The following is a 25,427-nucleotide window of genomic DNA, read 5'->3' on the forward strand; positions in this document are numbered from 1 at the left end:
TTTGTCTCGGAACCGTCACATCATGAATGATACGCTTTCCCAGCTTTCGGACGTTCTGGCCGCACGCCGCCATGCCGACCCCGACAGCTCATACGTTGCCAAGCTCCATGCCCAGGGTCTCAACAAGATCCTGGAAAAAGTCGGCGAGGAGGCGACCGAAACCTTGCTGGCCGCCAAGGACGCCGAACACGGCGACGATAAAAGGCGTCAAGCATTGGTCGCCGAAACCGCCGACCTGTGGTTTCATAGCTTGGTGATGCTCTCGCATCTGGACATCGACCATCAGGCGGTGCTGGATGAGCTGGCCCGGCGTTTCGGAACGTCCGGGCTGGAAGAAAAGGCATCACGCCAATCACCCTAATCGGCTCGGCCATGTCCGAGTATGAAGGAGATCTTCCATGTTAGGTGGAATCAGTATCTGGCAGCTGCTGATCGTTCTCGGCATCGTCATCCTGATCTTCGGTACCAAGAAGTTGCGTAACCTGGGCAGTGACCTTGGCGGTGCGGTGAAAGGGTTCAAGAGCGCCGTCGGCGAAGAGGAAAAGAAAACGTCGCACGACGACGAGGACACGACGCAACAGCGCGTCGCGCATGACGCCAACGACGAAACGCTCGACACCCAGGCGAACGCCTCGCAAGCGTCCAAGGTCGACGACAATACCGAGCGGAAGTAAGCCGTCATGTTCGATATGGGCTTTCTCGAGCTGATGCTCATCGGTGTCGTGGCCCTGTTGGTGCTGGGGCCGGAACGCCTGCCCGCGGCGGCACGCACCGTGGGCCTGTGGGTAGGCAAAATCAAGCGCACGGTGTCCGGCATGCAGCGCGAAATCAACGCGCAACTGGAAGCCGAGGAGCTGCGCCAGAAGCTCAACGAACAGCAGCGCAAGCTCGACGCCGGCCTGCACAAGGTCCGCGATGGGGTCGAACGCCACGCCGACGCCGACGCCGACACGCATCATGCCGGATCGCAGCGGCCCACGGCGACGCCTGAAGCAGATGATGACGCCCCGACGTCGACCTCCAGTGCCTCCCGGACACCATCCGACGCCTCGTCCGCCAAGGATTCCAGCACGCCATGAGCGATACACCGTCACCCGATACGGAAGAGCACGCTCAGACGCCATTGATCGAACACTTGGTCGAGCTGCGCTCGCGGCTGGTCAAGGCAGTGGCGGTGATCGTGCTCATCTTCGCCGCGCTTTACGCCTTCTCCAACGATATCTATAGCTTCGTCGCCGAACCGCTGATGGCGCTATTGCCTGCAGGCTCGCAGATGATCGCCACCGAAGTGGCCTCGCCGTTCCTGGCGCCCTTCAAGCTGACATTGTTCACGGCCTTTTTCATTGCCGTTCCCTTCGTGCTCTACCAAGCCTGGGCGTTTATCGCGCCGGGGCTTTACCGGCACGAGAAGGCCCTGGCATTTCCCCTGCTGGCCTCGAGCATCCTGCTCTTCTATGGCGGCGTGGCCTTCGCCTATTTCGCGGTCTTTCCACTGCTGTTCGACTTCTTCGTCCACACCGGACCGGAGAATGTCACGGTGATGACCGACATCAATCAATATCTCAATTTCGTGCTCAAGCTGTTCTTCGCCTTCGGCGCGGCCTTCGAGATTCCCATCGCCACCTTTCTCCTCATCTGGACCGGTGCGACCAGCGTCGAAAGCCTGGGCAAGAAGCGCCCCTACGTGATCGTCGGCTGCTTTGTGATCGGCATGATGATGACACCTCCGGATGTGGTCTCTCAAAGCCTCCTGGCCATTCCCATGTGGCTGCTGTTCGAGGTCGGCATCATCTTCGGCCGCCTGGTGCCACGTCACCGTCGAGACACCGACGCAGCCCGAGAAGGCTAGGATGCTTTTCTCAAGCGCGTGTGCCCGATAACACGACGCCCGTCATCGCAGAGAGCCTGGAAAGGGGCTCTCTGCCTCACGCGCCCCGGTGCCATCACCGCGAGCGGGCTCGTGATGCCCGCCGTTTCATGCATATACTGACAAGGCGCGGTCACTCTTGTCACATTCCTGTCACGCAGGCGTGTCAGGCTTTTGAGCCTGCGGTTGATCACCAGCAACGCTAGGGAGCTCATGATGGACGGTACGCGCTCTTCCGACGCCCCCCTCGGTAATGACAATGCAGCCCCCCAGGAGAGCGGTGAAGCGCCTCCGCTTCGCGTCAACCGCACGCGTACGGGCATTCACGCCAAGCCCGCGCCATCTCCCGAAGCCGATCTCGACGACCCGTCGTTGTATTTCAATCGCGAATTATCCCACTTGCAGTTCAACATTCGTGTCCTCGAACAGGCGCTGGATCCATCGCATCCGCTGCTCAACCGGCTGATGTTCCTGCTGATCTTCTCTTCCAACCTGGACGAGTTCTTCGAGATTCGCGTGGCCGGTCTCAAGCATCAGATCGCCTTGGCCCGCGAGGAAAGCGGCGCCGATGGCATGCCACCTCACCAGGTGCTGGCCGAAATATCACGCATCGCCCACGAGCAGGTCGAGCGACAATACCGCATCCTCAACGAGACCTTGATTCCCGCGCTCGAAGAGCAACGCTTGCGGTTCCGCCGCCGCACGCAGTGGACCGACAGCCAGGCCGCCTGGGTGAGCAAGTATTTCGCCGAAGAGATCATGCCGGTGATCAGTCCCATCGGGCTGGATCCTTCGCATCCCTTTCCGCGCCTGGTCAACAAGAGCTTGAACTTCATCGTCGAGCTCGAGGGCACCGATGCCTTCGGTCGCGAAGGCGGCATGGCCATCCTGCCCGCACCACGCTCACTGCCACGCTTGATACGCCTGCCAAGCGAGTTGAGCGAGCCCGGCTATACCGAGTACGTGTTTCTCTCCTCGATGATCCACGCGCATGCCCAAGAGGTCTTTCCCGGCATGGAAGTGCGTGGTTGCTATCAGTTTCGCCTGACCCGCAATGCCGACCTGGCCGTCGACCCCGAGGACGTCTCGGATCTCGCCTCGGCCCTGCGCGGCGAGCTGTTGGCACGGCGCTACGGCAGCGGCGTGCGCCTCGAGGTGGCCGATAATTGCCCCGACCGGCTGGCGCACTTCCTGCTCACCCAATTCGAGCTCGAAGAGGCGGATCTGTACCGCGTATCCGGCCCGGTCAATCTGACGCGCTTGATGTCGGTTCTCAGCGATATCGACCGCCCCGACCTGCTGTATCGTGCCTTTACGCCGGGCCTGCCGCGTCAGATCAAGAGTGATATCAGCCTGTTCACGCAGATCGCCCAGAACGACATTCTGCTGCACCATCCCTTTCAATCATTTTCGTTGATCGAGGACTGGCTTCAAGAAGCGGCCGACGATCCTGACGTGCTGGCGATCAAGCAGACCCTCTACCGAACCGGTGCGGACTCCCCCATCGTCGGCGCCCTGGTCAACGCCGCACGCAACGGCAAGGAGGTCACCGTCGTCATCGAGTTGCGCGCGCGTTTCGACGAGGCCGACAACCTGGCCCTGGCATCTCGATTGCAGGAAGCCGGCGCCATCGTCATCTACGGCGTCATGGCCTACAAGACCCACGCCAAGATGCTCCACGTGGTCCGTCGCGAACGTGGGGCGTTACGCTACTATGCGCATCTGGGCACCGGCAATTACCACTCCAAGACCGCCAAACTGTATACCGACTACAGCCTGCTCACTGCCAATGAAACGCTCTGCGAAGACGTTCACAAGGTCTTCCAGCAGCTCTCGGGGATGGGCAAGCCACGTCAAATCGATACACTGCTGCACGCACCGTTCGTGCTGCACGACCGCCTGGTGTCGATGATCGACCGCGAGGCACGCCATGCCCAAAAGGGCCAAAAGGCACAGCTGATCATCAAGTGCAACTCGCTCACCGAGCCACAACTGATCCGCGCGCTGTATCGCGCCTCGCGGGCCGGGGTGCAGTGCGATCTCATCATTCGCGGCATGTGTTGCCTGCGTCCCGGGGTCGAGGGAATCTCCGAGAACATCCGGGTACGCTCGATCATCGGTCGCTTCCTGGAGCACACCCGCGTGTTTCACTTCCACAACGGCGGCAAGCCCGAGACCTGGTGCTCCAGCGCAGATTTCATGGAACGCAACATGTTCCGCCGCGTGGAGACCTGCTTCCCGCTCCTCGACAAGAAGCTCGCCCAGCGCGTGCGCAAGGACCTGGCAACTTACATGGTCGACAACTGCCAAAGCTGGGAGCTGCAGACCGACGGTCGCTACCGTCTCCTCGAGGCAGGGGATGCCGAACCGATCAGCACACAGGAAACCCTGCTCTACGCCTACGCCGTCAAGCCCTGAGCTCGAAGCTCGAAGCTCGAAGCTCGAAGCTCGAAGCTCGAAGCTCGAAGCTCGAAGCTCTAAGGCAGCCTAACCCACACCGCCTCCGTTGCAAGCTCAGACGACGGAGGCGGTTTTCTCTTTCAGCGGTTTTCTCTTGCAACTTCCAGCCGCGCAGCGGCAGACTTCCAGCGTGCGGTTACACCCCGACCTGGCCACCATCGGCTTTCTGGATCACCACCGTAGCCGCTCGCGGACGCACGCTTCCGGAAGCGGTGCGCGTCGCATCCTGAATCGCGACGGCAGGGTCCGCAGGCCAATTGCCGGGATGCTGAATGTTGATGAAAAGCGCCGTCTTGTCGGGCGTGGCAAAGATCCCCGTCACCTCGCAATCATTGGGCCCGATCGCGAACCGCTTGAGTTGGGTCTGATCATCGGCGCTGATGACCGACGCATCGTTATTGCCTCGACTCACCGACGAGGGCACCACGGCCAGCACCTGGTTGTTGGTGTATTCCGCCACCCCGGCATAACCGTTATCGGTCTGAATCCAAAGAATCCCCTGGCCATCGCCACGCTCGTCGTACCACAAGCCATCAGGGCTGGCGAACTGATTCGCCTCGGTGAGCCCGGAGAGGTTGACCGTGTCGTCTGCGGCGGCACCGAAGACGAAAATCTCCCACTCGAAATCGGTAGGCGAATGAGCCGACTCACGCCAGCGGATTACCTGCCCGCCCTCATTGCGGGGGCGCGGATTGGCCGCATCGGTGGGGGCCGTGGCGTATCCGGCCGGAACCGCCTCAATGGAGTCGCCGCCATTGGTGTAAGTCGGCTCGGTATTCTCGGCCGTGCGGTCGGAGTTGTTGGTCAAGGTCATGTAGACCTCGCCGGAGACCGGGTCGACGGTGCCCCATTCCGGGCGATCCATCGGGGTCGCGCCCATCACGTCAGCCGCACTGCAGGTGTGCACGATCACCCCGGCCCGATCATCGGCATCAAGGCCCAATGCACTGGCCAAGGTGCGGCCCTCGGGCGTTTTCGCCTCCGGCGTCAACGGCAACCACTCACCACCGCCATCAGCGTCGAAGCGTGCGGCATAAAGCGTGCCTCGATCCATGTACTTGGCGCCGATGGCAAGACGATCGTAATCTTCACCGGGTCGATTGGCATCCGCGGGATCCCACTTGGCGTCGGAAACGAACTTGTAGATGTACTCGTTGCGCGAATCATGCCCGGAATAGAAGACGACGGGCTCACCGGCAACCAGCTTGCCCGGCCAGCAGCCCTCGTGGCGAAAGCGCCCCATGGCGGTACGCTTGACGGCTTGGGACTGGCCATCGTAGGGATCGATTTCCACGATATAACCGAAGGTCCGCGTCTCGTTGCGGTAATCATCGCGCGGCCCATCTCCACGCGGGGTGACATCGAAACGCGCGAATTCACTGTCACGCTCGCTGGCATTACCGGCGGCGGTTTCCCAGCCGTAGCGCCCGCGCTCGGCGGGCAGCCCCAGGCGCGCATCGTCGGCGTGACGCTCGCCGGTATTGACGAAGACCTCGGGCCAGTTCTCTTCACAGGTCAGGTAGGTGCCCCAAGGCGTGTACCCATTGGCACAGTTGTTGTTGGTACCACGCGTCCTGGTGCCGTCCGGGGAATAGGGCGTGCTGACGTATTCGCTGCCGGCCACCGGCCCCGCCAGGGCCATCGGCGTGGCGCTGGTAAAACGGCGATTGTGGGCATCGCCGGGTACATGCGACCAGGTGCCATCGCTGTGCTTGCGCACTCGCACGATGGTCACGCCATGCGCGTTGATCTCGGTGCGCACCTCGTCGGCCGGGCGTTGGCCAGTATCGGCGTTCGTCGGCCCGCCACGCGGTGCCCAGAGCGCTTTCTGGTCGATGTACTCGTTGTTGAGGGCCAACAGGAAGTCACGCGAGGCGTTCTGCTCATCCAGCGAGAAGGCATGCATGCCATCGTGATGCATCCCCACGCTGTGCGCCTGTGCCTCGGCGGTCATTTCTTGCTCTGGATTCCAGGCCATGCCCTGCTGATCGAGCGGCGTACCCCAAGGCACCAGTACCTGAGCGGTGTACCCCTCGGGGACCACCACGGCATCGGTACGCGCGCCGCGCAACGACTCGAAGGCCAGCGTCAGCGGCGTCTTCTGGGCGCCGCTTTCCTGCGCCCGGGCCATATTGAGGCCACCGATACCGCCCAGCATGCCCAGCGCGGCCAGACTCAGGCCACCACGCATGATGTCGCGTCGCGACACACGACGCGCCATCACCGATGAGAACGGCTCATTAGTACTCGGATTCAGATTGCTGTGATTCTCGATTTCCTGGCTCATGGTCTCTCCTCACGACGGTCGACCGACACCCCATCGTGTCGGGACATGTTATGAGGTCATATCTTGAACCACCTATATGACAGTGCCATGAAGTACGCTTCAGGCGCATGCATCACGCAATCGCTCGGCAACCACCGTAAGCAGGTGTTCGGTGCCTTCCCAGCCGAGACAGGCATCGGTCACGGAGACGCCATAACGCAACGCGCCCGGCGTGAGCGGCTGCTTGCCCTCGTGCAGGTGGCTTTCGAGCATCACGCCGACCAGGTCATGGTTGCCGACCAGCCGTTGTTCGAGCACGTCCAGCATGACCTCGGCCTGGCGGCGGTGGTCCTTGCGCGAATTGGCATGGCTGCAATCGACCATCAGACGCGATGTGATGCCGGCCGCCTGCAAGTCCCGGCGACACGCGTGCACCGACGCCTCATCGTAGTTGGGCTGGCCGTGGCCGCCGCGCAACACGACATGCGTGTGCGGGTTACCTTGCGTTTCACGCATCGCCGGACGCCCGGCATCGTCAATGGCGAAATGACGATGCGGATGCGCGGCCGATTGCATCGCAGCGACGGCGACATCGACGCTACCGTCGGTGCCGTTCTTGAACCCCACCGCGGCACGCAGGCCACTGGCCAGTTCGCGATGGACCTGTGACTCGGTAGTACGCGCGCCGATAGCGACCCAACTGAGCAGGTCCTCGAGGTAGGGCGCCGCCATCGGCTGCAGCAGCTCGGTGGCCACGGGCATGCCCAACGCGACGATGTCGCGCATCAGACGCCGCGACACTTCCAGGCCGTGCGCCATGTCGTCGCTGCCATCCAGGTGCGGGTCATAGGCGAGCCCCTTCCAGCCTACGGTGGTACGTGGCTTTTCAACGTATACACGCATGACGAGCAATAGCCGATCATCAAGGTGCGCGGCAAGTGCGCTGAGCTTTTCGGCGTATTCCAGCGCCGCACGGGGATCGTGGATCGAACATGGGCCCACCACGACCAGCAGACGGTCGTCACGGCCATCAAGAATGGCCTGAATCTCGCCACGTTGACGTTCGACCTGTGCTTCGAGGGTGTCACCCAGCGGCAGGCGCTGCTTGAGTTCATCCGGCGTGGGCAAGGGCTGATGAGAAGGTGCCGTGGCGACGTCGGGGCGTTGGGGCATCGTCAGGGGTGCGTTCATGTCGAGTCTCTAGTTGGGGCTGTCCATCACGAGTGGACAGCGGAACGTCGTGTTCGGTGGACGCCACCCAGCGTTTCACGGTCGGAGGTGGCCGCTAGAGCCGACCGGACGTCGCTAAATCGCCAATAATATAGTGCCTGGGGGCTCTGCCATGCGCTGCCGATCTCAAACATGTCCCGCTCCTGTGTCATTCATCAAAAAAGGGGTGGATTAAACGCAAGAACCCCCGATCGGGTTGCCGACCGGGGGTTCTAAGACGCAGGAGGCAACCCGGGATGGGGCGTGCCTCGTGGCGCATCAGGTCATGTGACCCTATCGCCGGGCACGCCGGGGCTAAACCAATACCAATAGCTGAACCCAAAGAACGCACGCAGAGCAGCATCCACTGCCTGAATCGGCAGGGAATGCATGCTTGCGATCATGGGGGCTATCGACATCGGTTGACTCCTGAACATGCCCTCATCCTACACGGCTGTCGTCATTTGACAAGTCCACGCCGGCCGATGCCCCTCAGCGCAAGTGCCGCCCGCCGTCCACGGGCAGGATCGCACCGGTCACGAAATCATTGTCGAGCAGATAACGCAGCGTCTGATAGATCACGCCCGGCCCCGGCACCTTGGCCATCAACGACTTGGCCTTGGCCTTCTCGGCGTAGGCCTCGTCGTCGGCGGCGCCCAGCATGATCAAGGCCGGTGCAATGGCGTTGACCTGAATGTCTGGCGCATACATCGCGGCGAACGACAGGGTCAGGTTGTCCAGCCCTGCCTTGGTCGCCGCGTAGGCGGCATGCTTGCGCGATCCTTTCTGGCTGACGTAATCGGTCATGTGGATGATGTCGCGCTGAGGTTCCTGGCAGGCGTCGAGCAGCTCGCGGGCATGCAGGTTGATCAAGTACGGCGCCTGCATGTGCACGCGAAACAGACGCTCGAAATTGGCGCCGGCATCGTCGTCGAGGCTGTCCGGCGCCCAGTCGCTGGCGTTGTGGACGATGGCGCGCAACGACGATGTCTGCGCCTTGAGTCGGGCGATGAAATCGAGGATACCCGCTTCGCTGGAAAAATCCGCCCCCAGGGTCACCGCGCCCCGCCGACGCAATGCCTCGAGGGCGTCGCGCTCGCGACGGTAGCTCAGGATGACCGGCTGGCCGTCATCGAGCAGACGCTCCACGCAATGACGCCCGAGGCGCTGGGCACCTCCGGTCACGAGAATCGGCGATTGACTCATGCATCGTCCTCCAAGCGCCGCTCACCGGGTGACAGCGGGGCCGATTCGGGCGCGTCGTCCGGCAACGGAATCAACGGCACGCGCGGGGCATAGGCGAAGACATCGGAAAACACGCGCTCGGGGTCGAGCCCCAGCGGCACCAGCGTGTCGATGCAGGCGTACACCATGCCCGGCGAGCCGGACAGATAGACATCGTCGCCGGCGACATCTCCCAGGGTCTCGGCGAGCACCGCATCGATACGCCCGACATGGCGGGTCACCCCGGGAGGCGTGCTCGTCACGGTCGTACTCTCCTCGGCCACGGTGTGCACTTCGATGTGTGCATGCTGAGCGGCCCAGTGTAACGCCAGGCTTTCCAGATACAGATCGCGCGGCGACTTGACCGCCCACCACAGCCGAATCGGCCCCGGATGATCGTTGGCCAGCGCCGCCTCGACGATGGCCTTCATCTGCGCGAATCCGGTACCCGCCGCGATCAGTGTCAGCGGCCGCCGGCTGTGCGTATCCAACACGCAGCCGCCATTGGGCAGGCGCACCGTCAACTGGGCGGCATGCACGAGGATCTCGCGCAGACGAGCCGAGTTGCTGCGTTCCGGCCAATGCTGGACATGCAATTCGATGATGCCATCATCAGCGTGCGCGTTGGCGATGGAAAACGGCACCCAGGTCTCTTCATCGAGCTTGAGCTCCAGGTACTGTCCCGGCGCGTGGGCGATGGCTTCGCGGCGCCCAGCCAGATGGACGCGAAATACATCGGGCGTCAGGTCTTCTACCGATTCGACATGGCAAGTCAGCGTCTTAGGCGTCATCGTGTCCTCGTTCGTCGCTCGGGGGCGAATGGCGGGGGGCCGGTGGCGGCGTCGCGATACCGTATTCTTCCCAGCGCGCGTCGACACGCCGCTTGACGGCAGCGTCCATGACGATGGGCGTACCCCACTCGCGGTCGGTTTCACCCGCCCATTTGGTGGTGGCATCGAACCCCATTTTCGAGCCCAGCCCCGCCACCGGAGAAGCGAAATCGAGATAGTCGATCGGCGTATTCTCGACCATGACCGTATCACGTGCCGGATCCATGCGCGTGGTGATCGCCCAGATCACGTCTTCCCAGTTGCGCGCGTCGACATCGTCGTCGAGCACGATCACGAACTTGGTGTACATGAACTGGCGCAGGAAACTCCAGACCCCCATCATCACGCGCTTGGCGTGGCCGGGGTACTGCTTTTTCATGGTCACTACCGCCATGCGGTAGGAACAGCCTTCCGGCGGCAGGTAGAAATCGACGATCTCGGGAAACTGCTTGCGCAGGATCGGCACGAACACTTCGTTGAGCGCCAGGCCCAGGATGGCGGGCTCGTCCGGCGGGCGCCCCGTATAGGTGGAATGGTAAAGGGGGTCGCGGCGATGGGTCATCCGCTCCACGGTAAAGACCGGGAACGTCTCGACTTCGTTATAGTAGCCGGTGTGGTCGCCATAAGGACCTTCCGGGGCCGTATCGTCGGGATAGAGATAGCCCTCGAGCACGATCTCGCTGGAGGCCGGCACCTCGAGATCGGCATGGCCACACTTGACCAGCTCGGTGCGTGACCCGCGCAACAGGCCTGCGAAGGCATACTCGGAGAGGCTGTCGGGCACCGGTGTCACCGCCCCCAGGATGGTCGCTGGATCGGCCCCCAAGGCGACGGCAACCGGAAACGGCTCGCCGGGATGCGCGCGTTGCCATTCCTGGAAGTCCAACGCCCCGCCGCGGTGCGAGAGCCAGCGCATGATCAGGCGGTTCTTGCCCAGCTTCTGCTGGCGATAGATGCCCAGATTCTGGCGTTCCTTGTGCGGTCCCTTGGTCACCACCAGCGACCAGGTCACCAGCGGCGCCACGTCGCCCGGCCAGCAATGCTGGATCGGCAACTGGTCGAGGTCGACCTCATCGCCTTCGTGGACCACTTCCTGACAGGGCGCCTTGCGTAACGTCTTGGGCCCCATGCTCATCACTTGCTTGAAGATCGGCAGCTTTTCCCAGGCATCTCGGAACCCCTTGGGCGGCTCCGGCTCCTTGAGAAACGCCAGCAGTTCGCCGACCTCGCGCAGCGCAGCGATCGACTCCTGGCCCATGCCCAGCGCGACCCGCTCCGGTGTCCCGAACAGGTTGCCCAGCAGCGGCATGGCGTGACCCTTGACGTTCTCGAACAAGAGCGCCGGCCCACCCGCACGTAGCGTGCGATCACAGATCTCGGTGATCTCCAGATAAGGATCGACCTCCGCCGTGATTCGCTGGAGCTCGCCACGCTCCTCCAGCGCCGCGATGAAATCGCGCAAGTCCCGATACTTCATGTGGTTTTCCGTGCCAAAACGCGAAAAGGGCAGCATAACATGCCGCCCCTTTCATTGACCGCCCATCGGTCTGCAGCCCGGCGATATCTTGACGCGTCAGCCGAGGCAGCCTTTCCGGAGGCGCTATGCCCCCAACCCTGGGCGCGCCACTCGCCTCAGCATATTATCAAGCGTTGAGAGCTGGCCGCAGCGAGCAAAGGCAAAACAAGGCGAACTCCGGCGAACCAGCGGAGTGTACTTTAGTACATGAGCATGGCGAGCCGGCGTTCAACGCCGTGTTGCCGAGCGAGCAGGCCAGAATCAACGCCTTTTCATGGCCTCGAAGAATTCCAGATTAGTCTTGGTATCCTTCAGACGATCGATCAAGAACTCCGTCGCCGCCACATCATCCATGGGGTTGAGCAGCTTGCGCAGGATCCACATACGCTGCATCTCTTCTTCGGAGGCGATGAGATCCTCGCGGCGCGTGCCGCTGCGACGGATATTGAGCGCCGGATAGACACGTTTCTCGGCCAGCTTGCGATCGAGATGCGCCTCCATGTTGCCGGTCCCCTTGAACTCCTCGAAGATCACTTCGTCCATCTTGGAACCGGTATCCACCAGTGCCGTGGCGATGATGGTCAGGCTGCCGCCTTCCTCGATGTTGCGCGCGGCCCCGAAGAACCGCTTGGGCTTCTCCAGTGCGTGGGCGTCGACACCACCGGTCAGCACCTTGCCGGACGACGGCACCACGGTGTTGTAGGCGCGCGCCAGGCGGGTGATGGAGTCGAGCAGGATGACCACATCCTTCTTGTGCTCCACCAGGCGCTTGGCCTTCTCGATCACCATCTCGGCGACCTGAACGTGGCGCGCGGGCGGCTCGTCGAAGGTCGAGGCGACCACTTCGCCACGCACCGTGCGCGACATCTCGGTGACCTCCTCGGGACGCTCGTCGATCAGCAGCACGATCAGATGACACTCGGGATTGTTGCGCGTGATCGACGTGGCGATGTTCTGCAGCATCAGCGTCTTGCCCGCCTTGGGCGGCGACACGAGCAGACCACGCTGGCCCTTGCCGATGGGCGACGTGAGATCGATCACGCGTGAGGTCAGATCCTCCGTCGAGCCATTGCCGACTTCCATCACCATGCGTTCCTGCGGGAACAAGGGAGTGAGGTTCTCGAACAGGATCTTGTGCTTGGCGTTTTCGGGCCGGTCGAAGTTGATCTGACTAACCTTGAGCAGCGCGAAATAACGCTCCCCTTCCTTCGGCGGCCGAATCTTGCCGGCGATGCTATCGCCCTTGCGCAAATTGAAGCGACGGATCTGCGACGGCGAGACATAGATGTCATCGGGGCCAGCCAGATAGGAGCTGTCGGCGCTGCGAAGAAAGCCGAAGCCATCCTGCAGGATTTCCAGCACACCATCGCCATAAATGTCTTCGCCACTTTTCGCATGCTTCTTGAGAATGGCAAAGATGATGTCTTGTTTACGCGAACGTGCCAGATTGTCGATGCCCATTTCCCGGGCAATATCCAGCAGTTCGGGAACGGTTTTTTGCTTGAGTTCGGTAAGATTCATCGGTTTCGTCAGAGGTTGCTCGTGTCGGCGAGGCAATGGGATTGCCGGACAAAAGACAGGAGGCGGTCATGCGCCGCGCGGTGCGTTCAGAGGGCCCCAGGAAATCCGTTCCACTCATCGCATTCATGCCTCAAGGCATCGCCGCGCGAGGGATTGGCGAAAAACGGTATTGAGAGATTCGGTTCGCGTCGCCTGGCGCCATGCCTGACTCCTGATCGGGAGACCTGGCGAGACAAGAATACTTGGGGCGATCTGACGACTTGAAGGACCGCGACGGCAATGCCGCGTGAACGGTCAGGAAGCATTCGGAACAGGCGAACGTCTCGATGGTAGTCAAGGCGCCCGCCAAACGCAACCCCACTTTACTCATGCATGAGACCCCGGCGCCACGCCTTACCTTTTAAGAGAGGCGCTTTTCGTCATGATCCGGGGCTCAGGGCGTGAGCTGATGATCGAGCCACGCCTCGAGTTGCGCAGTCGACAACGCCCCCACGCGCGTCGTATCCAGCCCCGCATCGGTAAACAGCGCCAGGGTCGGCATACCGCGCACACCGTACTTATGCGCCGTGGCGGTGTTGAGGTCGACATCGCACAGCGCCACCTGCAGCGTCGTCTCACGCGCACTGGCCAAGGCAGACAGACGCGGCCGCAATTCGAGACAAGGGCCGCACCATGACGCCATGAAGGCCACCAGCGTGGGGGTGGCTGCTTCCAGCACGCGACCCTCGAAGGTGTCATCCGTCACCTCGACAATACGTTCGGACATGCGCTTTCTCCCTGAACGTTCGGCCAATGAATGGTGCCTTATTGGACGCCGCAAGGCGACAATTGACAAGCACCGGACAGCCACGCAACCTTGCCATACTTCTGTCAAAAGGATCCTCGCATGAGCAGCCGCCACCCGGCACCACGGCGTCTTGCCGCTATCGACCTAGGCTCGAATAGCTTCCACCTGCTGGTCGCCAATCAAGTCGGCGGCGATCTGCAGGTGGTCGCCAAGCAGGGTGAAAAAGTACAACTGGCCGCGGGTCTCGACGACGACGATATCCTCGACGAAGCTGCCATGCAGCGTGCCCTCGCCTGCCTGGAGCGTTTCGCGCCTTATTTGAGTGACCTCGACCCCGGTGACGTGCGCATTGTCGGCACCAATGCGCTGCGCGCGGCACACAACCGCCAGACGCTGATCGACCGTGCCGAAGCCTTGATCGGCCACCCTATCGAGATCATCGCCGGCCGCGAGGAGGCGCGTCTGATTTATCTTGGCGCCGCGCATGCGCTGGCCGAGGTCCACGGCCGCCGCCTCATCGTCGATATCGGCGGCGGCTCCACCGAATTCATCATCGGCGAACGTTTCGAGCCGCTCGCCCTGGAAAGCCTGCACATGGGCTGCGTGGCCTATACGCAACGCTTCTTCGCCAATGAAGAGATCACCGAAAAGGCTTTTCGCAAGGCCGAACTCGCCGCACTCTCGGAACTCGCCAACATTCGACGCCCCTATCAGGCGCTCGGCTGGCAGGATCCCGTCGGCTCGAGCGGCACCATCAAAGCCATCGCCGCCGTCCAGGCCGCCTATGGCGACGGCCCGGAAGGCATCGTGACCCGACAGGGGCTCATGGCCCTGCGGCGTCGGTTGATCAAGTGCAAACGGCTCGACAAGGTGAGCATGACGGGGCTGAAAAGCGACCGAGCCCGAGTGTTTCCGGCCGGCGTGGCGATTCTGTGCGCCATCTTCGAAGCCTTCGAGCTCGAGCGCATGCGTTACTCGGAAGGCGCCCTGCGCGATGGCGTGCTCTACGATCTCCTCGGCCGCAATACCGCCGAGGACTCCCGCGCGTCGGCGCTTCTCACGCTGCGCCGACGCTTCGACGTCGACATGCGTCAGGCCAGCAACGTACGCACCACCGCCGAGCACCTCTGCGCGCATGTCGCCGACGTCTGGCCCCTGAGCCAGGAGCAGCGCCAGTTTCTGGCCTGGGCCGCCGAGCTGCACGAAATCGGCCTGGCGATCTCGCACAGCCAGTTTCACCGCCACGGCGCCTATCTACTGGAAAACTCCGACCTGGCCGGCTTTTCGCGTCCCGAGCAACAGTCCCTGGCCTTTTTAGTACGTGCCCATCGACGCAAGTTTCCCGCCAAGGAACTCGATACCCTCCCCGCCGCCACGCGATCCACCTATGCACGGCTGGCGCGACTGCTGCGCCTGGCGGTGGCCCTGAATCATTCGCGCCCTGAGGCACCCGTCCTCGACGCCCGCCTCCAGGCCGATGGCGAGACCCTATACGTGTACCTCGATCAGGCCAGCGATCAGCCCCTGCTGAGCGCCGACCTGGAACAGGAAGCGCTCTATCAGCGCAACGCCGGGTTTTCGCTGATAGTGGGCCCGTTGATGGACGAAGTCCAAACGAGTTCCTGACTCAATTGTTAATCTTGCCGAGGCTGGCGGCTGCCAGCCTCAACCCCATCGATTAGCTTGCGAAGCAGCTCATTCAAGGTGTTTTGCTCGTCCGTCGTAAGGCCTGAAAGGGCCACCGCTTCATTCTCTACGTGCAGGGGGACGATGCGATTTATCATCTCAAGCCCCGCATCGGTTAATGAGACTAGGGTGCCACGACGATCTTCAGGGTTGGGTGATCGAGCAATCAAACCTGCCTTTTCCAACCGATCGAGACGATTGGTCATCCCCCCCGAAGTGATCATAAGCGCTTCATAGAGCTTCGTTGGACCTAAAGCATAGGGCGCTCCTGCACGTCGCAACGAGGCCAAGACATCGAACTCACCTGCTTGAAGGTCATGGTTTTTGAAAAAAGGGTCAAGATAGTCGCGGTGGACCAGACGAGTGACCACCTTAAGCCTCCCGATCACAGCCATTACCAAGAGGTTTAACTCCGGCATCTCTTCCGACCACTGTCGAGTGGCCTTTTCGACATTGTCCATTGCACTCCCATTTGCCTTTGCACTAAGATAATTAAAGAAAAGATTCTTTATGAATTCCTATGGCCAGGAGTGATCATGGCGTGTTCAGCACTACAGCGCAAGGGGACGTTTCTGCCCGAGTGGCGTGCCTTAGGTTGCCTATTGCTTGTCGGCACCCTGTTGGCAATGTCATATGTGGTCGCCAAACAGGCCGAAGCGAGCGGTATGCCAAAGCTTCACCTCCTTGTTGTATCCATGGCGGGCGCGGGTCTCGTATTGCTGGGAATCGCACGTCTACAGCATCGGACTTCTCAGCTATCCCCGCGCCTCTGCGAATACGCCCTTGTTTCTGGCATGCTTTTAGCCTTTCCAAATGCCATGGGCTTTCTGGCTATCAGGCATGTAGGAGCTGGGTTCGTCTCGCTTAGCCTGGCCTTCCCTATTCTCATCACTTGGCTGCTCGTCGTCATGCTGAGGCTAGAACCGCTAATCAAGAATCGCTTGCTGGGCGTGCTGTTTGGCCTGGCCGGTGGGGTGCTGCTCACCCTGGGAAAGGCCAGCGGAATAGAGGGTAGTTGGGGGTGGGCTGCCATTGTTTTGGCCATGCCCGCTGTCATCGCTTTTGGCAATGTTTACCGTACGCTACGCTGGCGGTCCCAGGCCGAGCCAGTCTTTCTTGCTGCTTTGATGTTGCTCGGTGCTGGCGCTTCGCTACTTCCATTTGCAACCGTGTTCGAATCCGGACGAGCGGTTTCGCTGATTGCCACGAAGACGTCTGCTTGGCTCGTTCTGGAGCTGATCGCCGTATATACCGTCCTCTATCTATTCTTTTTCCTACTGCAACGACTGGCCGGCCCTGTCTACTTCAGTCAGATCGGGACGGTCGCCGCTCTGGTCGGCTCAGGGATCGCCATCCTTGCCCTGGGTGAGACCCTGCCAAACTATCTAGGCCCCGCTGCAGCTCTGATCGGGCTAGGCACGATACTTTTTCATCGCGGCGCAAGACTACGACGTACCAAGCCCAGCGCGACCACGACCTAAACCCACAGCCATTTCCCATCTGTCAAATAAGGAGCTTGTAGCATGTCATTTTTGGAAGCCTTGAACTGGCGCTATGCGACGAAACGCATGAACGGACACACAGTCCCTCAGGAAAAGCTGGATACGATCCTCGAAGCGGCACGCTTGGCCCCTTCCTCATATGGATTGCAACCCTACAGCGTGGCTGTAGTCAGCGATGCCGCACTTAGGAACAAGATTCGAGGGTTAGCGGTACCTCAGCCACAGGTTACGGAAGGATCCCACCTATTAGTTTTTGCCACCTGGACGACTATCGACGAGGCTAGCGTGGAAAGGTTTATAGAGCACGTCGCTTCAGAGCGTGACTTACCACTATCGTCTCTTGCAGGCTACACAGATGCGATCAAGAGCACCCTTCGAAAGTACCCAACGCAAGTGGAACGTGAGCATTGGGCCTCGAAGCAGGCATACATTGCTCTCGGGATGGCGCTAGCCGCTGCGGCAACAGAACATGTCGACGCGACACCAATGGAAGGCTTCTCTCCTGAGGCTCTGGATGAGCTCTTGGACCTGAAAGCCCAGGGGCTACGCAGCGTGGTGGTGATGGCCATAGGCGAGCGAGATGAGAGTAATGATTCCATGACTTCGCTTAAGAAGGTGCGCTGGCCGAAAGAGTCGTTCATTACTCACACGTGATGAGGTAAGAGATAAGAAGTCCCGCCTTGCCGCACCCACTGTGCGGCTTTTTTGCATACAGAGCATCCCTAGGCTAACAGAGGGCAGTCCTGGTTAGTCTGGAAAATTCCTAGCACCGTCGCTTGCACAGGTACACCAGCTTCTTCTTGCAACCGTGCACCTTGATGTTAAGATATATTCACATTAGCTTAACATTAATCTGCCAAGCTAAAACCGATGGTCTCGGTATGACATCAAGCGTAGCTGTAAAAGCCTCGTACTCATAGCCTTCATAGTGACTTCTTGGAACAAAGCAAACATCTGACGTCTATGCAGGATAAAGCGTTCAGCCACCCAATTACACTATCCGCAACATTTACTAAACAACCAGAATTTTGCAGGCTTAGATACACCAGTGTCGGATACCCCACACTCGGATGACAATGACAACCATATAAATTGGCTGTGAAGAGCAAGTTCAATAGACGCAAACTTGGGACGCCACAAACCATGGATCGCTTCACTGCTTTGAAAACGTTCTGCGCAGCTGTGGAGGCTCAAAGCTTTTCGCGTGCGGCGAATGACATTTGCCTGTCTCGCTCGGCTGTGAGTAAGAACATACGTGAACTGGAAGAGTATTTAGGCGTCACGTTGATACAGCGCAGTACACGCGGTATCAGTGTGACTGAGGCTGGCGCCAACTATTACGAAAAAGTCAGTCGGATGCTGACCAGCATGAAAGGTGCTGACGATGAGGTACGACAATCCAGTACGACCCCATGCGGAAACCTACGGGTATCTGTGCCACTTTCCCTGGGTCTGTTGTACATCACACCCTTACTACCAACGTTCCTTGAGCGATACCCCGACATCTCAGTAGAGGTAGTGCTAACAGATAGCAAAGTCGACCTTCTCCAAGAAGGTTTTGATCTTGCTATACGGGGTATAAAACGTTTGGAAGACTCGTGCACTAGGTCACGACTGATTGGCGAATTTACTCACACCATATGTGCTTCGCCCGATTATTTGGCTAGATGCACTGCCCCCATGTGTCCAAGTGACCTTCGACGTCATGACGTACTTATTTATACGGAAGTCGCGACCCCTGATCGCTGGAAGTTCGACAGCCCTACCAATGACGATCCAGATGAGTGCATCGTACAAGTCTCTGGAAGGTATCGATCAAATAACAGTCTCGCCTTGAGACAAGCAGCTATCGCAGGAAAAGGAATTCTTCGCATACCTGAGATCTATGTCAGAGATGACTTGGAGAAGGGGCACTTGGTTCCCTTGCTCCAAGACTGGTCGCTTCCAACTTCAGGAATTTGGGTAATTTACTCACAAACCTCTTTTATACCAAATAGGCTACGCGTATTTATTGACTTTTTAGCAGATAATTTTTCAATGAACACGCTTCCTTCCACACCTAATCACATCGGTATCACATAAACTTTACATAGATTTTTCAGACATATTTCTTCATTAAGCCCGCAGCGTAATTGTGCGGGCTTTTTTTATATTCTTCGCCTCTCCTCATGTTGTGCACTGTCGGTAAACACAGTTCGCACTCAAATATATCTATCCTATCATTTCTCAGTCTAGTAACGTCTTGTAACGCAGCAATACGCTGTTTTTCCATAGTCGAACACAAGGTAAGAGACAGACATGAGCATTATCCAGGTTGCAGGAATCATCGACGCCAAAGAAGCTGACATGCTGATCAATGAAGGTGTGGATTGGCTAGGTTTTCCGCTACGTCTTCCTTCAGGGCGTGACGATATCAGCGAATCTGAAGCTACCTCTATTTTACAGTCATTGCCTAAACCACACAGGGGCGTTCTGATTAGCTATATGACTGAGGCTGACGAAGTATCCCGCTTCTGTGACCAGCTCTGTCTGGATGCTGTACAGCTGCATGGCGATATTTCCATGAAGGAGTTAGCCAAGCTGCGTGAGGCCCGCCCGGACCTTTATTTGCTCAAAAGCCTCGTTGTTCGCTCAGATAACATGAACGGTCTCCTCCAGCTTATTGATGACAGCTCCGAATGGGTAGACATGTATATAACTGATACTTTCGACCCTATAACCGGGGCTAAAGGTGCCACTGGTATTACACATGACTGGTCAGTGAGCAAGGAATTGGTACGTCATTCTGAGCGCCCATTAATGATGGCTGGTGGTCTTTCTCCCGAAAATATTGGTGAGGCTATACGAGAGGTTCAGCCTGCTGCCATCGACGCACACTCGCTATTGGAAGGGCCTGACGGGCGCAAGGACCGAAACAAGATCCGCCGCTTCGTTTCAGAGGCACGTGCAGCTTTTGATGAAATTGGTGCAACAACCCTAGTGTAACGGAGGCTTAATCATGCCAGTTCATGTTTTGAACCAGACTAAGTCCTTAAAAGCCATACATTCGGTGATACGCCACCGTGATACCAGTCATTCACTGTTTGTCTTCCAGGCGAATCGGCTGATTCGTTTGATATTGGAAAAATGTTTTGAGCTTTTACCCTATCGGCCTTACGAGGTAAGAACGCCTATCGGCGAACTGTACGAAGGACAACAATTTAGCAAGCCTCTTTGTGCTGTTTCTGTCGTTAGAGCGGGAGAGAGCATGGAATATGCCCTTTCATCGATTCTGGCGGGCTTTCCTATCGGGAAGATCTTAATCCAGCGGAATAAGGTGACAAAGCTTCCTCACCTCTACTACGCCGCTTTTCCTGAAGATATTGCTGATCGATATGTGCTTCTTTTGGAACCCATGCTAGCCACAGGGGGATCGGCGATAATGGCTGTGCGTGAACTCCTTGAACGTGGCGTCCCAGAACATAACATCATTTTTGCGAACGTTCTTACCTCACCAGAAGGGTTAGCGAGACTCGAGTCAACCTATCCAAACCTGACTATCGTGACTTCTTCGGTCGAGAAACGACTGAACGAAGAGGCCTTTATGGTACCGGGCATTGGGGACTTTGGTGACAGGTACTTTGGCACAACGAGACAAGGGGCCGCTCATGGACAGGCATAACATTGTCCTGAATATCTTTTTGACCTCATTGGTTCCTATTGTCTGGGGCAGCACATATCTGGTGACCACGGAGTTTTTGCCTCCCGATGCGCCTTTGCTAGCTGCGGTGCTTCGCGCGTTACCGGCCGGCCTCATCCTCATTGCTTTCGGGCGCCAGCTGCCGACAGGTGGCTGGTGGGTCCGGGCGGCACTGTTGGGCGTACTGAACATAGGAGCCTTCTTCTATTTTTTGTTCGTCGCAGCCTATCACCTCCCTGGAGGGGTAGCTGCACTGATCATGTCCATCCAGCCAATCATTGTACTGCTTTATGGAGTAGTACTGTTTGGCAACGCCATTACTGCCACGCAGGTACTGGCCTGTGTGCTGGCGGCAGTCGGTGTGGCTCTAGTGGTGCTCAGGCCTGAAGCTGAATTGAACGTCGTTGGCGTAACAGCTGGCCTTGGGGGGGCATTGTCCATGGCGACGGGCATCGTCCTTACTAAGCGCTGGGGCCGTCCCGCCGGAACCAGCCTATTAACGTTCACAGGCTGGCAACTGGCCTTCGGAGGCGCCGCATTACTGCCGATCGCCCTCGTCTATGAAGGCCTCCCTCCGGTCCTCACAGTACGTAACTGGCTGGGTCTGGGTTACCTCGGGTTGTTTGGAGCTCTCGCCGCCTATGCGCTGTGGTTCCGTGGCATTGAGCGCCTGCCGGCTTTATCCGTGTCTTTCATCTCTCTCCTGAGCCCCCTCTCCGCGACATTGCTGGGGTACTGGTTCCTCAATGAGCAATTGAATTGGTTGCAATTGCTGGGAGGTGTCGGGGTGCTCGGTGCGGTATTCCTCGCGCAGCCCAATATAAACCTTTTTGCCCGTTTTCAACGTCCGAGGCACGGAGAGGCCTGAACCCCATCTGCCCACGTCTTTAAACCGATCAGCAAGGGTATTCCTATGGCTTTGAACACGCAGCTTCCTTCCCATGACATTCCTACAACCTTGGACACGCTTTCCGGCATGCTTGCCTGGCAGGCCCGTACAAGGCCGGACGCGCCAGCGGTGATCTCTGACGATACCCAGGTAAGCATGGCCGATCTCGCTTCGACCGCGGGCAGTATTGCCAAGGGGATTCTCTCTAGCGCGCCAGGCGTCAGCGAGTGTCTGGGTCTCTATGCCGATCCTTCGCCGGAAATGATCTCTGGTCTCTGGGGTATTCTCTGGGCCAGCCGTGCCTATCTTCCGCTGGCCGTTGAATACCCTGAGGAACGTATTCGTTACATCGTCGAGCACAGCGGTAGCAACACCATCCTCACCCAGGCGCATCTAAAAGCCCAGCTACAAAGGATGGTGCCGCACACTACCCAGGTACTGGTGCTCGAAGAACTCCTGCGAGAACCAGCGAGTGAGGCTGCGACATGCACTTTGGAGGACCTTGGCTACGTAATTTACACGTCCGGAAGTACAGGTAAGCCGAAAGGTGTCATGATCAGCCAAGAGGCAGTGGTCAACCAGTTGCGTTGGCTGTCCCGTCAAGCTTACCTAAGACCTGGCGTCAGAATCCTGCAAAAAACACCGGTCAGCTTCGATGCTGCACAGTGGGAATTACTCGCGCCAGCCGTCGGTGCAGCGGTGGTGTCAGGCCGACCAGGTATGTTCCGTGACGCGCATGCCATCATCTCCAGTATCCAGCGTCACAGTGTGACCAATCTCCAATGCGTTCCCACCCTGCTCAGTGCGCTTGTCGAAGACGAGACATTCTTGAGCTGTACAAGCCTCTCGACACTGTTTTCCGGTGGCGAAGCACTTTCTCAGAAGCTCGCACGCAAGGTGCTCACCTCGATGCCTCACGTCGATCTTGTCAATCTGTATGGACCGACGGAATGCACGATCAATGCGACATCGCATCATGTCTGTGTAGATGAATTAACCGACCTGTCCTGCGCGGTATCAATCGGCACACCCGTCGATGGGGTAACTTGCCATATCCTGGATTCGCAGATGAATCACGTTCCCGACGGAGAGGAAGGTGAGCTCTATCTTGGCGGGATTCAGCTAGCCAAAGGGTATCGCAACAGTACCGAACTAACCCGGGAACGCTTTGTTTTTCTACCCGGGGCTCCACAGCAACGTTTGTACCGGACGGGGGATATCTGTTCCCGGCAAGCCGACGGCACCCTACGCTTTGCTGGGCGTTCTGATCATCAGGTAAAGCTGCGGGGTTATCGCGTTGAACTTGAGGAAATCATCGTAGCAATCGAAGCTCATCTCTGGGTCCGCCATGCGTCGGTGGTGGTCCTTGAAGACGAGCGAACCAAGGGGCAATCGCTGACGGCTTGCATCGAGCTGAACGATAAAGAAGCTGCATTGATGGACCAAGGGGTCGCCGGCAGTCACCACCAATCCAAGGCGAACAAACTTCAGGTGAAGGCTCAGCTGGCCAACCCGGGCCTTCGTGATGATCTTTCTCTCGCCTCATCAGCGGTTACATCGCTGCCCGGCTCACAGCCCTTCGACGAGCAACGACGGAAGGTCTTCGCCCGGAAAACCTATCGTTTCTATGACGGCGGCATCACGACCCGAGACGAGCTGGCAGAGTTGATCAGCGACTGGCAACGCCAGATGGCGAGCCCCAAGGACATGCAGCTACCCCGTGAATGGGATATCGTCCTGTTGAGCGACCTGCTTCGTTGGTTCGGCAGCTTCCAGAGTGAAGCCCGACTTCTCCCCAAATATGCCTATGCATCCCCGGGAGCGCTATACGCAACTCAGCTCTACGTAGAGTGTGCCGGCATCCCAGATGTTGAGGATGGAATCCACTACTATCATCCCTTACGACACACCCTGATTCGTGTGGCCAGCCCTTTCTCGGCCATTCAGGAAGACGGGCCTCGTCAGCTACGTTTCCACTTCGCGGGCAAGCGAAAGGCCATAGAGCCGGTCTACAAGAACAACATTAGAGAAGTCCTGGAGATCGAAACGGGACACATGCTGGGACTGCTCGATGAAGTACTGATCAAGGATGGTCACAGTGTTACGCCCGCGCCTCGCCATGAATATCTGTTAGCGCACCTTGGTCTCCAACGTGACGACTTTGACCTTGGAAGTTTTGCCTGTGTCCCAGCAGGACGAGGTTGGAGGCCGAATGTCGAGTTATATGTCCAGTCGACGGGCCTTGGGACAGAGGGCCTAGAGCCCGGGACCTGGAAGATCATGAGAAACAAGCGGAAGCTGATTTCGAACAATGCCATTGCGTCACGAGACGTCATCGCAATCAACCAGCAAGTTTTCAATCGCTCAAGCGTCGGCCTATCGATCCTGAGCCGCGAACAGGATGCGTCATTAGGCTATGTGGCGCTGGGCTATGCACTGCACAAGTTCCAGCGTAATGAGCACGGCTTTGGCTTCATGTCATCGGGCTACAGTTCTAAATCGGGCAACCCATTACCCGCTGCTCGCCGATTTGACGGGATTCTTCACGAAGCGGGCATCGAATCTGGCCCGATGTACTTCTTCATAGGCGGCAAGGTCAGCGAGGCACAGCGGCTTAGCGAAGGCATGCATGAAGACAGCGTTCACATGCAAGGCCCCGCAGAGATGATCCGCGATGAACTGGCGAGAAGCCTCCCTGATTATATGATACCCGACAGAGTTCTCGTCTTTGACAGGCTCCCCCTCTCGGCCAACGGGAAAGTCGATCACAAAGCAGTCGCCGCCTCGGATCAGTTACGCGAGGCCGTCGCTGCTAAACCCTATAAGGAGCCTGATTCACCGACCGAGCGCTGGCTAGCAACCCTTTGGTCCGACTTGTTGGATTTTGATCCCGTTTCGCGTGAGGACGAGTTCTTCCTGTCGGGTGGCAATTCCCTGGTTGCGATATCGATGCTTGCCTCGATCAATAAGCATTTCGGTCTGAACCTCCCCGCCCAGGTGGTTTTCGAGTGCCCGAAGCTAAGTGAACTAGCGACTCGCATTGATGAGGGTATGGCCACCCCATCTTCGCGCCTGATTCCGCTGAACGATAAAACAGACGCCTACCCCATATTCTGCTGGCCTGGGTTGGGCGGGTATCCGATGAACCTTCGCCCACTGGCCCAAACTCAGGCCCGTCCATTCATCGGTATCCAGTGTTATGGACTCAATGAGGGTGAGACACCTTACTCAACGATCGCAGAGATGGCCCGGGCGGATGTCGAGGAAATCCAGCATAAGCAGCCGAGCGGTCCCATAACGCTATGGGGGTATTCTTTCGGCGCCCGGCTGGCATTCGAGGCTGCTTGGCAGCTGGAACAAGCAGGCAGACAAATTGACCACCTGGTCCTGATCTGCCCAGGGAACCCTCATGTTGATACCGGGGTGGTGACAGAACAACGTGATGCGAATCTGAGCAATCTGGGCTTCGCTGCGATTCTCCTATCTGTCTTCTTTGGCAAGGTCGACATCGAAGAGACCAAGCGCTGTATGGCTCAGTGTGCCAACCTTGAGGCCTTCATCCGTTACGTGCACACACGACGCCCTGAAGTAGGCGTAGATACCGTGAGGCGCATTACCCAGCTCGTCTGTGAGACCTATGAGTTTGAGTATAACTTCGCTGAACTCAAAGTCCACCGGGTGTCGGCACCCATCGATATCGTGAAAGCCCAAGGGGACGACTACTCGTTTCTGGAAAATGCCAGCAGTTATGCCGCGGCGGCCCCGCGCGTCCTGTATTCGGCAAGCGACCATTACCAAATCCTTCGAGATGGCCCTGTTCGTGAGCTTGCCGGCATGCTCACCCGCGCAGGCCAACCCCCGCAGGGTTTCGAGGAAACCTCCACAACCTCGGCTTCACAGCGGGAGGTAAGCCATGCCGCACATTGAACTGAGCCACTTCCCGGTCGAGCTCACTCACGCAGAAAAAGAGGCCTTGGCCAAAGATCTAACA

General features: G+C 58.7%; 21 protein-coding genes. 13 read left to right on the top strand and 8 right to left on the bottom strand.

The window, feature by feature from the left end:
• Window positions 1–22: 22 nt before the first annotated feature.
• The 5 genes from C8E00_RS05960 to ppk1 all read left to right on the top strand — a co-directional run bounded on the left by C8E00_RS05960 (window position 23) and on the right by ppk1 (window position 4,285).
• Window positions 23–361 carry a phosphoribosyl-ATP diphosphatase gene (locus C8E00_RS05960; RefSeq protein ID WP_133695657.1) on the top strand — a complete coding sequence of 113 codons (339 nt, stop codon included), beginning with the start codon at window positions 23–25 and terminating at the stop codon, window positions 359–361.
• 37 nt (window positions 362–398) lie between these two features.
• On the top strand, window positions 399–674 hold the full coding sequence (tatA, locus tag C8E00_RS05965; protein WP_133695659.1) for a Sec-independent protein translocase subunit TatA: 276 nt from the start codon (window positions 399–401) through the stop codon (window positions 672–674).
• Between the two features lie 6 nt (window positions 675–680).
• Window positions 681–1,079, top strand: coding sequence for a Sec-independent protein translocase protein TatB (gene tatB / locus C8E00_RS05970; RefSeq protein ID WP_133695662.1), 399 nt, complete (start codon window positions 681–683; stop codon window positions 1,077–1,079).
• A complete protein-coding gene (tatC, locus tag C8E00_RS05975) occupies window positions 1,076–1,849 on the top strand; it encodes a twin-arginine translocase subunit TatC (protein WP_133695664.1) in 774 nt (257 codons plus the stop codon). The genes tatB and tatC overlap by 4 nt, the downstream gene beginning before the upstream one ends.
• Window positions 1,850–2,083: 234 nt before the next feature.
• Complete coding sequence (gene ppk1, locus C8E00_RS05980; protein ID WP_133695667.1) at window positions 2,084–4,285, top strand: polyphosphate kinase 1; 2,202 nt, start codon at window positions 2,084–2,086, stop codon at window positions 4,283–4,285.
• A 178-nt stretch (window positions 4,286–4,463) separates the two neighbouring features.
• Here the strand turns inward: ppk1 and C8E00_RS05985 are convergent, their stop codons facing one another.
• From C8E00_RS05985 to C8E00_RS06020, 7 genes are all read right to left on the bottom strand, one after another.
• Window positions 4,464–6,614 (bottom strand): PhoX family protein, encoded by a 2,151-nt coding sequence (locus C8E00_RS05985; protein WP_133695669.1) that lies wholly within the window; start codon window positions 6,612–6,614, stop codon window positions 4,464–4,466.
• A gap of 99 nt (window positions 6,615–6,713) precedes the next feature.
• The gene (locus tag C8E00_RS05990; RefSeq protein WP_133695671.1) at window positions 6,714–7,784 is read right to left on the bottom strand and encodes a 3-deoxy-7-phosphoheptulonate synthase; all 1,071 of its coding nucleotides are present in this window, start codon (window positions 7,782–7,784) and stop codon (window positions 6,714–6,716) included.
• Window positions 7,785–8,294: 510 nt separating this feature from the next.
• Entirely contained in the window at window positions 8,295–9,008 is a 714-nt protein-coding gene (gene folM / locus C8E00_RS05995; protein WP_133695673.1) for a dihydromonapterin reductase, read from the bottom strand.
• Window positions 9,005–9,817 carry an NAD(P)H-flavin reductase gene (locus C8E00_RS06000; protein ID WP_133695675.1) on the bottom strand — a complete coding sequence of 271 codons (813 nt, stop codon included), beginning with the start codon at window positions 9,815–9,817 and terminating at the stop codon, window positions 9,005–9,007. The genes folM and C8E00_RS06000 overlap by 4 nt, the downstream gene beginning before the upstream one ends.
• Window positions 9,807–11,333: a 4-hydroxy-3-polyprenylbenzoate decarboxylase gene (gene ubiD, locus C8E00_RS06005; RefSeq protein WP_133695677.1), complete on the bottom strand. Its 1,527-nt coding sequence runs from the start codon at window positions 11,331–11,333 to the stop codon at window positions 9,807–9,809. Before ubiD ends, C8E00_RS06000 begins: the two co-directional genes overlap by 11 nt.
• Window positions 11,334–11,633: 300 nt before the next feature.
• Entirely contained in the window at window positions 11,634–12,893 is a 1,260-nt protein-coding gene (gene rho / locus C8E00_RS06015; protein WP_133695681.1) for a transcription termination factor Rho, read from the bottom strand.
• Between the two features lie 433 nt (window positions 12,894–13,326).
• A complete protein-coding gene (locus C8E00_RS06020; RefSeq protein ID WP_133695684.1) occupies window positions 13,327–13,659 on the bottom strand; it encodes a thioredoxin family protein in 333 nt (110 codons plus the stop codon).
• Between the two features lie 120 nt (window positions 13,660–13,779).
• Between C8E00_RS06020 and ppx the strand changes: the two genes are divergently transcribed.
• Entirely contained in the window at window positions 13,780–15,306 is a 1,527-nt protein-coding gene (gene ppx / locus C8E00_RS06025; RefSeq protein ID WP_133695686.1) for an exopolyphosphatase, read from the top strand.
• An 8-nt stretch (window positions 15,307–15,314) separates the two neighbouring features.
• Here ppx and C8E00_RS06030 read toward each other — a convergent pair whose 3' ends face one another.
• On the bottom strand, window positions 15,315–15,827 hold the full coding sequence (locus C8E00_RS06030) for a MarR family winged helix-turn-helix transcriptional regulator (RefSeq protein ID WP_133695688.1): 513 nt from the start codon (window positions 15,825–15,827) through the stop codon (window positions 15,315–15,317).
• Window positions 15,828–15,902: 75 nt separating this feature from the next.
• Here C8E00_RS06030 and C8E00_RS06035 point away from each other — a divergent pair, with 75 nt between their 5' ends.
• The 7 genes from C8E00_RS06035 (at window position 15,903) to C8E00_RS06065 (ending at window position 25,363) form a co-directional block, all read left to right on the top strand.
• Complete coding sequence (locus tag C8E00_RS06035) at window positions 15,903–16,847, top strand: DMT family transporter (protein WP_133695691.1); 945 nt, start codon at window positions 15,903–15,905, stop codon at window positions 16,845–16,847.
• Between the two features lie 42 nt (window positions 16,848–16,889).
• Entirely contained in the window at window positions 16,890–17,522 is a 633-nt protein-coding gene (locus C8E00_RS06040; RefSeq protein WP_133695693.1) for a nitroreductase family protein, read from the top strand.
• 489 nt (window positions 17,523–18,011) lie between these two features.
• Window positions 18,012–18,950, top strand: a complete 939-nt coding sequence (locus C8E00_RS06045; protein ID WP_133695695.1) for a LysR family transcriptional regulator — start codon at window positions 18,012–18,014, stop codon at window positions 18,948–18,950.
• Between the two features lie 216 nt (window positions 18,951–19,166).
• Window positions 19,167–19,853 (top strand): phosphoribosylanthranilate isomerase, encoded by a 687-nt coding sequence (locus C8E00_RS06050; RefSeq protein WP_133695697.1) that lies wholly within the window; start codon window positions 19,167–19,169, stop codon window positions 19,851–19,853.
• 13 nt (window positions 19,854–19,866) lie between these two features.
• On the top strand, window positions 19,867–20,529 hold the full coding sequence (gene upp, locus C8E00_RS06055; protein ID WP_133695699.1) for a uracil phosphoribosyltransferase: 663 nt from the start codon (window positions 19,867–19,869) through the stop codon (window positions 20,527–20,529).
• A complete protein-coding gene (locus C8E00_RS06060; RefSeq protein ID WP_133695701.1) occupies window positions 20,516–21,415 on the top strand; it encodes an EamA family transporter in 900 nt (299 codons plus the stop codon). Before upp ends, C8E00_RS06060 begins: the two co-directional genes overlap by 14 nt.
• A 45-nt stretch (window positions 21,416–21,460) precedes the next feature.
• Entirely contained in the window at window positions 21,461–25,363 is a 3,903-nt protein-coding gene (locus tag C8E00_RS06065) for an amino acid adenylation domain-containing protein (RefSeq protein ID WP_133695704.1), read from the top strand.
• Window positions 25,364–25,427 lie beyond the last annotated feature (64 nt).

The organism is Chromohalobacter marismortui, from assembly GCF_004364315.1.
GTDB lineage: Bacteria > Pseudomonadota > Gammaproteobacteria > Pseudomonadales > Halomonadaceae > Chromohalobacter > Chromohalobacter marismortui.